The organism is Streptomyces sp. NPDC001415 (genome assembly GCF_053597395.1).
This window is the reverse complement of record NZ_JBSFIE010000011.1, coordinates 79,311-91,124: the sequence shown is the minus strand read 5'-3', so window position 1 is coordinate 91,124 and position 11,814 is coordinate 79,311. Positions and strand designations below refer to the sequence as shown.

Genomic DNA, 11,814 nt, shown 5'->3' with positions numbered 1-11,814 from the left:
GGTCTGTTTCAGGATGCCTTTTGGTCGGCGGGCTTTTCGATCGTGGTGGTCACCCGGGCGCCTCGGAAGAGCACCGGGATCCACAGGAGGCATGCCAGCAGGGGGACCGCGGCGTAGGTGGCCATGCCCACACTGGCCCCCAATCCGTCCATGAGCGCGCCGAGGACGAGATAGCCGGTGCCGATGAGTACCGATTCCACGAATGCGATCATTGACAGCAGGCTCGCCCGGTGGCGCGACGGCACTGCCTCGTTGAACACGTTGTCCACGAGCACGGCGGTGATCTCGGGAATTCCGACCAGGACCAGGAACGCGGCGATGGTGACCCAGACAATGCCGAAGCCGCTCAGGCCGAGTGCCCCGGCGAGCGTCACGAGAGACACCGGGACGATGACCCGATACCCGATGCGCCGGTTCGCTCGGTCCGACAGCAAGGGAACGAGTCCCCCGACGAAGAATCCCGCCGAGATGACCACGCTGACCAATGCGGTGCCCGCTCCCTGATCGGAGAGGGTCTTCTGGGTGAAGATGATGTAGGGAGTCAACGTCGCATGCATCAATCCGGACACCGCGACAAGCGTCACGAGCGCCGGCGTGGCGACCCGAAGCATCGCCCGCCATGCTGTGGCGTCGCCGTGCTCCTTCTCGGCTCCGTCCTGCTCGTCCACCGCGTCCACGCCGCGGATCTCGGGCACCCGTGACATCAGCACCACCACGGCCAGCACGAGGCACGACGCCGAACCGACGTAGACAACTCCCCAGGAAAACCGCTGCAGTTGGCCGCCAAGGACGATGGCGACTCCCGAGGTGACCGTCCCGAGCATCGTGAACCGGGACTTGATCTTGACGTAGCCGGCCGTCGCACCGCGACGCACGAGCAGGTCGTACAGCAGGGCGGTGTCCGAACCGGATACGCATGCCATGCCCACGCCCTGGCCGATGAACAGCGTCAGGAACATCCAGTAGTTGGAGGACGCCACCTGGCCGAGCAGGCATCCAGCTACCAGCACCTGACCGATCACGATGCTGGCACGTCTGCCGATGCGGTCGGCGATGATTCCCGTCGGCATCTCGGCAAGTCCGCTGACCAGGTAGATCAGTGTCTGCAGCAGGGCCACTTGTGCGACGGAGAAGCCTCGCTGCTGAAGGAAGAGGACGAACACGCCACGCTGGAAAAGCGAGTTGGCGAGCACGGCGTATACGTAGAACGGGCGCGCAACGCTTCGTACCGCATCGTCGACCGCAGCCGACCCGCCGAGGGCCTCAGTGGTGGTCATGCTGCGGGTTCCCCCTGGTGACTCCGGTGATCATTTGGTGTTGGGCCTGTGCCGTCGACCGGCGTGCATCTCCTGGAAGCCCTCCACCACCGGCAGACTCGGCTCCGGCCGGCCGTGCCCGATCCGCGACGACTCCGCGACAACTCCGCTCCGGCTCCTGTCACCGGCTCGACCTCATTCGCTCACCAGCTCACGGGCATCTTCTTGACGCCGTACCCGAGCCCGTCGTCCATGAACGGGAGGTCACCGAGGTCGACGGCCAGGGTCAGTGTCGGAATGCGCCGGAACAAGGCGGCGAACACGACCTGGAGCTCCAGGCGGGCCAGCGGTTGGCCGGTGCACTTGTGCACGCCGAACCCGAAGGCGAGCTGCTGGCTGGCATCGCGGCGCAGGTCCAGCTCCCCGGCACCGGGGAACACGCTTTCGTCGCGGTTGCCGATCTCCTCCGGGAGGATCAGACCCTCGCCGGCGCGGATCACCTGCCCGGAGATCTCGATGTCCTCCACGGCCACGCGGCGACGGCCGGGCTGGACGGTGGTCAGGTACCGCAGCAGCTCGTCGACGGCCGCGGCGACCCCGGGTCCGTCGGATTCCTTCAGCACAGGGATTTGGTCGGGATGCTGGAGCAGGGCCAGCGTGCCCAGCGCAATCATGCTGGCCGTGGTCTCGTGCCCCGAGACCAGCAGGAACAGGACCAGCATCACCAGCTGGTGCCGGTTCAGCTGGCCGGTGGCCAGCCGTTCGGTGGCCAGCTGGGACAGCAGGTCGTCCTCGGGGGCAGCGAGCTTGCGGCCGATCAGTTTGGCCAGGTAGTGATACAGCTCGCGCTCGGACTTGCTCACGAGGTCGTCCGGAACGTCGCTGCCGGTCATCGTCCTGATGGCGTGCTGGAAGAAGTCGTGGTCCTCGTAAGGGACGCCCAGCACGTGGCAGATGGTGATGGACGGAATCGGCAGGGCGAAATCCGCCACGAAATCCGCCGGCTTCGGGCCGGCCAGCAGAGCATCGATGTGGTCGTCGACGACTTGCTGGACCGTGGGCCGCAGTTGCTCGACCTTGCGGGGGGTGAACGGCCGGGCGATCATCCGGCGCAGCCGGAGGTGCTCGGGGCCTTCCATGGCGGTCAGGAACTGGCCCTCTTCATGGTGGTCCCGCAGAAACTGACTGTGGAACGGGTAGCCCGGCTGCATCCAGTCCGCGCTGACCCGGCGGTCCGACAGCAGCGCGCACTGCTCCGCATGCCTCGTCACCAGCCACGGAGTGCTGTCGTCCCAGAGCCGAACCCGGACCAGCGGCGCCCGGTCCTGTAGCTCGGCGAGCTCAGGTGCCGGATCCAGCGGACAACCAGGCGCCCTGGGAATCGGAAAGTACGGGACTGCCGTGGATTCCAGATGAGGAACGTTGGCCTGCGAAGACGTCACAATCCTAGCTCCGTCCCGAATGTCACATAACGGAAGACGCATTAAAAGTGGGGCCAGTCATTCAGGGGCATTTCCAGACCGCAGCAGCCTACCCAGACTCGATCAAGCCTTACAAGGGGCGGGAAAGGCCCGGCAGTTGTCGGTCGAGGGTCCGCGGGGCGGGTACGTGGCGCGGGAGCCCCATGAATGTGAGTAGCCGTCAGAACGCCTGTCCGGTGGATAGTTGCTCCCATGACATACCCCGCTTCGTGGGGCGTCCCCGAGAAAAAAGGGATCAACCCCTACAAGCCGGCCCCGCCGGGATCGACGAACCGGAAGCTCGGAAAATACTCATCGTCGCAGGCCCCGGGGCCCGGGGATCAGGGGGGTGCCGGAAAATGTGTGCACGCCCCATTGACGGGACATCAAAGGTTGTATGAGATAAGGCCGTTCATGCCACTCAACGCGAAGAGGGGTCAAAAATGGCGCAGGCAGTGCAGGAACGTTCGGTGTCCGTGATGGACGAGGCCGAGCCGGACATGGTGCTCTTCACCGACGAGGAAGGTCTTGACCTTGCCGACGATGTCGAGTTGATCAGCCTGTCATCGGCTACTTTGGGTGCCATCGTTGCGCGGCGCTGCTGATCGCATCTGATGCCGACTCAGAAGCGACTGGCCCTCTCGTTTGCTGGGGAGGGCCAGGTGTCGGTTCGATCGTCCACGCGGCATGCTCGCGTGACGCTCGGCCGGCCCTTGATCAATTCCGATGTCAATTCCCCTTTCTTCGTTCCTCTCGGACTGCTCTGCATTGCCTCACCACTGACGGCGCATGGTCATCCCGCCGTCGTCGTCGACCTGGAGTACGAGCACCGGATCGGTGCCTTCGAGCCCGGTGATGCCGACTGGCTCGACCAGACCTGCGCCCGCTTCCTCGCCGCCGATCCCGACATTCTCGGCCTCACCTGTCTCGCGGACACCCTCCCGGCATGCCTTCTCATCGGGCGTGAGGTCAAGCGGCTCCGGCCCGATGTCACGGTGGTCCTCGGTGGACCCGGGACGTTCGGTGTCTTCCCCGATGCCCTCCCGCGCTTCGCCGACTGCGTCGACTTCGTGTGCCGCGGCGAGGGAGAGCTCGCGATCACCGACCTCGCGGACGCCATTGCCGACGGGGCCGATCCCACCGGGGTACGCGGCTTCTGGTCGTGCAAGAACGGCCAGGCCGTGTCCAGCGGGCCGCAGCCGACCACGAACCTGAACCTCGTGCCGATGCCCGCGTATGACGCCGTCCCGATGGGCGACTACATCCGGCTGTCGACCCCGCACATCTTCGACGTGCACATCGGCTCCGGATGTACCTACTCGTGCAAGTTCTGCATGACGTCGACGTTCTGGGACCGGGACTTCCGGATCAAGGATCCCGCGGTCATCCTCGATGAGCTTCGCTTCCTGCACCGCACGTACGGGGTGACCCAGTTCAACTTCCTGCACGACAACTTCGCCAACAAGCGTACGTACCTCGACGAGTTCGTGTCCTATTTCTCCGAGCACAACGACATGTTCGAGTGGGGCTGCGCGGTCCGACCGGACAATGTCAACCCGTCCCTGCTGCGGCGCATGGCCGACGCGGGATGCTTCAACATCTTCTGCGGCACGGACGCGGGGTCGGAGAAGATCCTCAAGGCCATGCTGAAGATGCCCTCGACGAAGCGGACCTACGAGTTCTTCCGGTCCGCCCAGGAAGTGGGCATCCAGTTCGAGACGAACACGATCGTGGGCTACCCGGACGAGAGCGCCGAAGACCTCGAAAAGGCGCTGGAGGTCGTCTTCGACGCGATCGCCTACGGTGCTGTCAACAGTGACCTCAGTGTGCTTCAGCCGCTTCCCGGCGCTGAGATCACGGATGAATACCGGGCCGACCTCGAACCGCTCGAAAGCGGACTCGACGTCATGGGCACCTTCCTCCCGTCGGACGTCCGCGCGCTCATCAAGGACGATCTGGCGACCTTCACCGGATTCAGCTTCATCCGTAGAGGGAATCGGGACTACGAGTACTACCAGGACGTGCTGCGCCTTTCCCGGTATTTCACGCGCCGCTATTACCACCTGCTGCGATTCCTCAAGCAGGGTGCGGGACACACGTACGTCGCATTCATCGACGCACTGCTCGAACGGGCCGCCATGCCCATCGAGGAAGCGCTCGCCGAGATCCTGACGGGCATCGAGGGTGTGCATGCGCAAGCCGCCAAGGCGCTGTTCGCCTACGACTCGATGCTTGCGGAGTTCCGGGGGGACGAGGTCGAGGAAGAGCTCGTCAACGTGTACCGGCGGCCCGCCACCGTGGAGGAAAAGCCGCATTTCCTGATCGCGGACTTCGATGTCGACGTCGTCACGATGATTTCCGACCCGCGCGAAATCACCTGGAAGCCGGAGCTGAGCCGTCCGACGGTCGTGGTCGTGTATCGGGCGAGTGAGGCAGAGGTGTCGACTCTCCGTCTGACGCCGGCGCAGGCCAAGGTGTTCAAGGCCCTCATGCCGCGCGGGCGGGAAGAACGCGAGGCGCTCCTCGCGAACGTCGCCCCCGGCCGGCCGCGCGAGGTCGCGACGGCGGTGGCAGGGTTGTGTGCGCGCATCGACGCCTCGCCGGACGCCCCCCAACGGACCCCTCCGGTGGTCGACAGCCCCCTCGTGGCCACGTGAACGTGACGCGCCCCGTCATCGTCGAGGTCGACGACGACCCGATCCGATGGCACGGACCCACGGGAGGCGACTACCTGAGCCGTTGGTTCGCCGCGGCGAGCCAACGCAGCCGGCTCGATCTCATGTGGGTCGCCGACGACGGGCTGAGCCAGCACTACCGCGTCCAGCAGGGCGCGTCCTTCTCCGACGGGAGCCCGGTGCGTGCGCGCGATCACGCCCGGGCGATCCGGACCGCGCTCACGGTCCCGTCGCTCCAGCGGTTCCTGCGCGACATCCGCGCGGTCCGCACATCGAAGGACGCACTCGTCATCGAGCTCCGCCGCCAGGCGCCGCACCTTCCCAGCCTGCTCCGGAGCGTCGATCTCGCTCCGATCTCGTCGTGCGGGCAACTGTCCTCCGGCACGTACGAGCGTGCCGTGCGCACCGCCGATGACGAGTACTGGCTCGAACCCGTCAAGGCCGGCACGCCACCTGTGCGGGTGCTCGTCCGACGGGATCCGCACGACGCCCCGGAGAGGTTCCGGCGCGGCGAGGTCGATGTGACGTGCGCGACGGCGTTTCCGCTCGACCGCGTCCCGGACTTCGCGGACAGCCAGGTGTTCCACACGGCACCGACCGCGATCGAGATGTGTCTGGAGATCAACCCCGACAGCCCGTCGGTGGCGGGTGACGCGGAGTTCCGTCGCCGGCTTCTCGGCGCGATGCGCTACGACCGCCTTGTCGCGCGGTGCTGGAACGGTGCGGAGTCGGCGGCGCCCGACCACCACGTCGAGGCACCGCCGAGCACCGTCGGTTCCGGCGTACGGCTGCGCCTGGGGTACTGGGACTACTACCCCAACCGGGACGTGGCCGAAGAGGTCGCGGCCCAGCTGACCGAGAACCTCGGTGTCGAGGTCGAGCTGGCGCTCGCCGACTACGTCTCGGGCTCGGCGCAGTCCTGCGATGTGCTCCTCGCGTTGCGAGGCCCGCTCTTCGAGGATCCGATCTGTGCTCTGGACCTGCTCGACCCGGCGCGCCGTGACCCCGTCCTCGCGCCGCTGCTGCACCGGCTGTCCGAAGTCCCGGACGACGATGCGGCGTACGACGAGTTGCGTCGAGCGGTCCGCGAGCGGTGTCCGGTCCTGCCGCTCCTGCGTCTTAGAGGCCACTGGCTGCAACGCGAGGCACTGGTGGGCCGGCCCTGGCCGCCGATGGGCGCCGTGCGCTTCCCCCGGTTCAGCTGGAACGCCGATTCCTCCTGATCTTCGTCAAACGGTGATCTCGCTACGAAGGAAGGCCAGGGATGGCTGACGGAATCGAGCGCTACGTTCTCTCGCCCGCGGCGACCTGGTCCCGCGACGGCGACGAGCTGCGCGTTTTTTCCGACGAGGTACTGCTGGTCCGACGCTGCCCCGAAGCGATGTTCGCCTGGCTCGAAGCGGTCTCCGACGAGCCGGCCGGCCTCCCCGCGCCGAGCGGAAGCCGAGTGGACGCCATCGTGCGTACGCTTCTTCGGCTTCGCCTCGTAGTCGCACCGTTCGACCGCTCGTGGCACTCGTCCGCCTGGAGGAACCAGGTCGAGTACTTCGCGGCCCTCGGCCTTGATGCCGGCGCGGCACAGGACCGGCTGCGCGCGGCGCACGTGACCGTTCTCGGCGTCGGCGGCATCGGCGGCGCGGTGCTGGCCGAGATCGTGGGCGCGGGAGTGGGCGGGCTCACGCTCGTGGACGGCGACCGGGTCGCGCTGGAGAACTTGAACCGCCAATATCTCTACCGGCGTTGTGACGTCGGACGGGCAAAGGTCGATGTGGCCCGCGAGTGGGTGCGTGAGCGCCTCCCCGAAGCGGAGCCGACCGCTGTCATGGAAACCATCACGACCAGCGAGGCGCTGGTGCCGTACCTGCGCGAAGGCGGGTTCCTCGTTGTCGCGGCCGACCGTCCCGCATCGCTGCCGGAACTGTGCGCTCAAGCATGTCTGGAGCGCGGAGCGTCGATGATCACGGGAGGCTGCGGCCTCCGAGTGGGGTCGAGCGGCCCACTGATCCGGCCCGCCGACGTCCCGGCCTTCATCGCGTCACGCCAAGAGGCGAAGGCCACGGCCGGAGCCGCGGTCACACCGATGGCGGCCTCGTTCGGCCCGGTCAATACGCTGGTGGGCGCGACGATGGGCCGCGATCTCATCTTCGGCATACTCGGTGTGAGCGCCCGAACGACTTCTCATCGCGTCGAGCTCCTGGGGACGGCTTTGGCCTGAGAGTGCGGGAGGTGAGCTCTGGCCTCGATCTTTCGTGAGGGTCCGTCAGCTTTTCGGCGGACCTTTCGGCTTGCCCGGCTGCATATTGTCATGCAGAGTTCTGGGTGTCTGAATAGCTTGTCGATGGCTCAGGTCCCGGGCCATAGGTGCCGTGTCCCGGAATGGTGGTGTTCGCGCATGGTGTCTTCCTGCGTCGTGAACGCCGGGCCCGCCTCGTCGGGCGTGATGACCCTGCGGTACGCGGCCGGCGCCGCCCCCGGTGAACGGCGGGCCTTCGCCGCCCCGGCCTCGCCGGGCCACGCTGTACTCTCTCGGGGCGTCGAGGAGCAGACCGGCTTCGCCTCGCTCGCGGCCCGCCGGACGCCCGGGCCGGTGGTGGGGCGTGAACTCGTCGCGGCACTAGGGGAGTTGCGCCGACGCGATCCGCGGCCGGACCCGGAACTTCCGGTAGGGCGGGCGGCCGCACCGCTCGACCGGTTCAAGGATCTGTACGTATGAAGGGGGACGGCATGAGCGAGGGCCCTGCCGCACGGCTGCAACAGCTCTTCGAAGGGCGCAGGCTGACCCCGACCCAGCGGCGCATCGCGCACTGCATGGTGCGCCGCGCCGCCGACGTGCCCTTCCTGTCCAGCGTCGAACTCGCCGAACTCGCCGGAGTCAGCCAGCCGTCGGTGACCCGGTTCGCGGTCGCCCTCGGCTTCGACGGCTACCCGGCACTCCGCCGCCACCTGCGCGAAGTGGCCCCTGCCACGACCGGCGAGGAGGCCGAGACCTCGTACAACGAGTACCAGCAGGCGGTGCTCGCCGAGATCGAGAACCTCCAGCACCTGGCCGGGCTGCTCGCCGACCCGCGCCCCGTCGAGGAGGCGGGCCGGCTGCTCGCCGCCTCCCGGCCGCTGCCCGTGCTCGGCCTGCGCGCGGCCTCCTCGCAGGCCCGCGGCTTCGCCTACTTCGCGGCCAAGGTCCACCCCGACGTCCGCCTGCTCGACGAGGGCGGCACCATGCTCGCCGACCGGATCGACGCCGCGCTGCGGGCCGGGGCCTCGGCGCTGCTGTGCTTCGCGCTGCCGCGCCACCCCAAGGAGGTCGTCGAGGCGCTCGCGTACGCGCAGTCGGTCGGGCTGACCGTGGTCACGGTCGCCGACTCGGCGTTCGCGCCGGTCGCCAAGTACAGCGACCTGCTGATCCCGGCGGCCGTCGGCACCGGCCTCGCCTTCGACACGGCGTGCGCGCCGATGCTGCTCGGCCGGGTCCTCCTGGAAGCCATGTGCGACGACCTCCCGGACGCGCAGGCCCGCCTGGAGGAGTTCGACGCGAAGGCCGCCGCGCGCGGCCTGTTCGTGGAGTAGCCCCACCCGGGTCGCTCTAAGAAACCGCTCATATTGCCCCGCTAACCTCCGCGCCAGTATGTGGAACGCACGGAGGTGGGACGTGGGTCGCGGAGGGCAGGCGCTGGCGCGCGTGGCGGTGATCGTACGGGCCGGGGCGGCCCCGCTGTGGTGGTTCGGCCTGCTGGCCGCGGGCCTCGGGGCCGTGCTGCCCGTGAGTCTGACGGGCCGCCGGATCGGGCTGCTCGCGGGAGCGGCGCTGTTCCTCGTCGCGGCTGCCGTCGTGTTCGCGGCCCGGCGCCGCCGCTACACGCACTTCGCGAAGGCCGCGTCCCGCGCCGCCAAGGCGGACTTCCTCCAGGACCGTTCCGTGACCGTACGCACCTGGCGGCGGGCCTGGCGCTGGTGGTTGCTGCTCGGCTTCCTCGCGGCGGCGGGCTCCTCCTTCGCGCTGCCCGGAGCCGGCGGCCTGCTGATGGCGGGTGCGGGCGCGGGTCTGTGGCTGAAGGCGGGCTGGCTGGGGCGCCTGGAGCGTACGGGCGACGCGCTGATCTGGGTGCGCACCGACTGGGTGCCGAAGGGCGGGCCGGTGGGCAAGAAGGTGCGGGGCTTCCGGACGACCGGGCTCGGCGCGGGCGACGCCGCACCCGGCGGGGCGCGGCGTCACTGAACGGGCCCGCAGAGGGCCGGAGTTCACACTTCCAGTTCGTTCTCGATCTTCTTGAGCTGGTGGCGGGCCATCGCGAGGTTGGCCCGCTTCTTGTCCAGCGCCATGTAGAGGAACAGGCCGCTGTTGCCCCGGCCTTTCAGGAGCCGGATGAGGTGGTACTGACCGCCCAGCGTGATCAGGATGTCCTCGATCTCGTCCTTGAGGCCGAGCAGCTCCATGGTCCGCACCTTGGCGCGCACCACGTCGGTGTTCCCGGCGGCGGCCACCGCCAGGTCGAGATCCTTGCCACCGCCCAGGGTGCCGAGCGCCATGCCGCTGCTGTAGTCGACGAGGGCCGCGCCCAGGCTGCCCTCGATCAAGGTCATCGCTTCCTTGAGGGTGGTTTCGGTGTTCGTCATCGGCGTTGTACTTCCTTTCCTTCGGGGGCTGTTCCGGCTCGGTGTGCCGGTGCCGTTCATGGGGTCTCCTGCCGGTCGAGCGCGCCGTCGATCAGCTCGCCGACGCGCGTACTGGAACGGCGTGCTTCGAGGTGCAGCCGGCCGACGTTGACGCGGGGGTCCGCGAGGAGCGTGAGCACGGCGCTGGAACCCGCCGCGTAGGTGGCGACGTAACCCGATTCGCCGCGCACGACCAACTCGCGGAAGCCGCCCTGGCCGGTGGTCTCGGTCAGCCGCTGGGCGACGCCGAGTGCGGCGGCGGTGAGCGCGGCGATCCCTTCGACGGCCTGCGGGGCGCCGTCCTGGGCGACCACGAAACCGTCGGAACTCGCCGCGAGCGCTCCGATGAGCTGGGGCAGCCTGGCTCTCAACCTCCTCAGCTCTTCGAGGACTTCAGCAACTTCCGCCTCCGCCGCCATCAGCTGTCTCCTCTCGGCGCGCTGCCGCAGTGCGCGGATCACAGCGTGGCCTCCAGTGCGTCGCGCAGTCGCCGGAGCAGCGCGACATCGGGGTCGGCCGTCTCCGCCGACATCCGGGCGAACCACGCGGGGACGGCGTCCGGCGGCGGCGTGCGGGCGCGCGGAGTCTCGACGGCCCCGACGGCCGCCAGCCTTCGCACGTCGATCAGGGTGTGGAACGCGGGGCGGCCGAGCGCCCGGGCGATGTCCTGCGGGGTGCGCGCCCCGTCGGCCCGTGTCAGCACCGCCCGCTGGCGCGGGGTGAGCGGGACGTCCGGGCGACGCCGGCTGCGCACCACGGGGGCGGCGTCCAGGTCCGGGCAGGGCCAGAGCCGGTCGAGGAGCTCTCTGCGGCGAGCCGCCTCCCGCTCCACCGCCGCGGCGGACACGGGCCTGACGGGACCGATCCAGTGGGCCACCCCGTACCGGAAACGGGTGGGGCCGCTGCTGGGGGCCAAAGCGAAGAACGCCGCGTCGTGCAGTGCGCCGAGGTGGCAGATCTCCAGCTCGCCGTCGCCGACCTGGCCGCTCTCCACCAGGAACCGGCCGACCCGGCCGCGCGGGCCCGCCCGGTCGACGGCCTCCCGCCAGCCCTCGGGCCGCAGGCGCCCGGCGGTGGTGAGCAGGACGTCTATGCCGGGCGCCGCGGGACTCTCCGCGTGCACCACCTGGCCGTCGCAGAGGTACAGGGTGCCGCGGTCGCGCAGCAGGGCACCGGTGGCCCGCTCGGCGACCAGGCGGACGAGCATGGGGGAGACGGGCGTTCGCGCCCGAGGGGCCGGCCCGGCCGGGGCGTCCGTCGCCGCGCTCATCACAGCACCAGCCGTTCGGCCAGGTCGCGCAGCCGCAGCCGGGCCAGGGCGAGATTGCCCTCCTCGCGGTCGAGCCACAGGTGCAGGAAGACGCTGCTGTCGAAGACCGTCTCGACGAAGCAGAGCACGTGGTAGGCGGTACGGGTGGTGATGATCAGGTCCTCGACGGACAGCACCGTCGCGGGCGGGCCCACGGCCGACAGGTCTTCGCCGCCGTCCGAGGGGGACGCGCCGAAGTCGGGGTGCTCGGCGGCCGTCCGTGCCAGCTCGGCGGTCTCGGCGGCGGTGACCTCGTGGTCACCGCCGGGCGAGTCGCCGATGACGCCGAGGGAGAGTCCGCTGGCCCAGTCGACCACGCCCGCCCCGAGCGCTCCGGGCAGCAGCATCGCCTCAAGCAGGAACTCGTCGATTCCGGGCACGCGGAATCCCCTCCCGGCGCGGCACATGGATGTGTTCGGCCCGCCGGAAAGAGCGTGCGGCGGTGACGGTGACGTTACGCACCG

Annotated in this window: 12 protein-coding genes and 1 pseudogene; 7 read left to right on the top strand and 6 right to left on the bottom strand. The window is 69.0% G+C overall.

The features are described 5' to 3' along the window. Positions 1-8: 8 nt before the first annotated feature. A complete protein-coding gene (locus ACWC2B_RS17395; protein ID WP_450717322.1) occupies positions 9-1,277 on the bottom strand; it encodes an MFS transporter in 1,269 nt (422 codons plus the stop codon). A gap of 182 nt (positions 1,278-1,459) precedes the next feature. After that, positions 1,460-2,527: a cytochrome P450 gene (locus ACWC2B_RS17390; RefSeq protein ID WP_450717320.1), complete on the bottom strand. Its 1,068-nt coding sequence runs from the start codon at positions 2,525-2,527 to the stop codon at positions 1,460-1,462. 632 nt (positions 2,528-3,159) lie between these two features. On the opposite strand from ACWC2B_RS17390, the gene ACWC2B_RS17385 reads away from it, so the two are divergent. The 7 genes and pseudogenes from ACWC2B_RS17385 to ACWC2B_RS17355 all read left to right on the top strand — a co-directional run bounded on the left by ACWC2B_RS17385 (position 3,160) and on the right by ACWC2B_RS17355 (position 9,604). After that, positions 3,160-3,321: a hypothetical protein gene (locus tag ACWC2B_RS17385; protein WP_450717318.1), complete on the top strand. Its 162-nt coding sequence runs from the start codon at positions 3,160-3,162 to the stop codon at positions 3,319-3,321. A gap of 108 nt (positions 3,322-3,429) precedes the next feature. Beyond that, positions 3,430-5,373, top strand: coding sequence for a B12-binding domain-containing radical SAM protein (locus ACWC2B_RS17380; RefSeq protein ID WP_450717316.1), 1,944 nt, complete (start codon positions 3,430-3,432; stop codon positions 5,371-5,373). Continuing rightward, complete coding sequence (locus ACWC2B_RS17375; RefSeq protein ID WP_450717314.1) at positions 5,370-6,614, top strand: hypothetical protein; 1,245 nt, start codon at positions 5,370-5,372, stop codon at positions 6,612-6,614. Before ACWC2B_RS17380 ends, ACWC2B_RS17375 begins: the two co-directional genes overlap by 4 nt. A 41-nt stretch (positions 6,615-6,655) precedes the next feature. After that, positions 6,656-7,606: a ThiF family adenylyltransferase gene (locus ACWC2B_RS17370; RefSeq protein ID WP_450717312.1), complete on the top strand. Its 951-nt coding sequence runs from the start codon at positions 6,656-6,658 to the stop codon at positions 7,604-7,606. 207 nt (positions 7,607-7,813) lie between these two features. Continuing rightward, positions 7,814-8,065, top strand: a pseudogene (locus ACWC2B_RS17365) (histidine ammonia-lyase); the annotation flags it as partial. Positions 8,066-8,115: 50 nt separating this feature from the next. Then, positions 8,116-8,955: a MurR/RpiR family transcriptional regulator gene (locus tag ACWC2B_RS17360; RefSeq protein WP_450717310.1), complete on the top strand. Its 840-nt coding sequence runs from the start codon at positions 8,116-8,118 to the stop codon at positions 8,953-8,955. An 82-nt stretch (positions 8,956-9,037) separates the two neighbouring features. Next, positions 9,038-9,604 (top strand): hypothetical protein, encoded by a 567-nt coding sequence (locus tag ACWC2B_RS17355; RefSeq protein WP_450717308.1) that lies wholly within the window; start codon positions 9,038-9,040, stop codon positions 9,602-9,604. A gap of 23 nt (positions 9,605-9,627) precedes the next feature. Here ACWC2B_RS17355 and ACWC2B_RS17350 read toward each other — a convergent pair whose 3' ends face one another. The 4 genes from ACWC2B_RS17350 to ACWC2B_RS17335 are packed head-to-tail and all read right to left on the bottom strand — an operon-like array spanning position 9,628 to position 11,730. Continuing rightward, the gene (locus ACWC2B_RS17350) at positions 9,628-10,002 is read right to left on the bottom strand and encodes a hypothetical protein (RefSeq protein ID WP_450717306.1); all 375 of its coding nucleotides are present in this window, start codon (positions 10,000-10,002) and stop codon (positions 9,628-9,630) included. Between the two features lie 56 nt (positions 10,003-10,058). Then, positions 10,059-10,502, bottom strand: a complete 444-nt coding sequence (locus ACWC2B_RS17345) for a roadblock/LC7 domain-containing protein (protein WP_450717304.1) — start codon at positions 10,500-10,502, stop codon at positions 10,059-10,061. Continuing rightward, entirely contained in the window at positions 10,499-11,311 is an 813-nt protein-coding gene (locus ACWC2B_RS17340) for a transcriptional regulator (RefSeq protein WP_450717302.1), read from the bottom strand. Before ACWC2B_RS17340 ends, ACWC2B_RS17345 begins: the two co-directional genes overlap by 4 nt. Next, positions 11,311-11,730: a hypothetical protein gene (locus tag ACWC2B_RS17335; protein ID WP_450717300.1), complete on the bottom strand. Its 420-nt coding sequence runs from the start codon at positions 11,728-11,730 to the stop codon at positions 11,311-11,313. The genes ACWC2B_RS17340 and ACWC2B_RS17335 overlap by 1 nt, the downstream gene beginning before the upstream one ends. Positions 11,731-11,814: the final 84 nt, after the last annotated feature.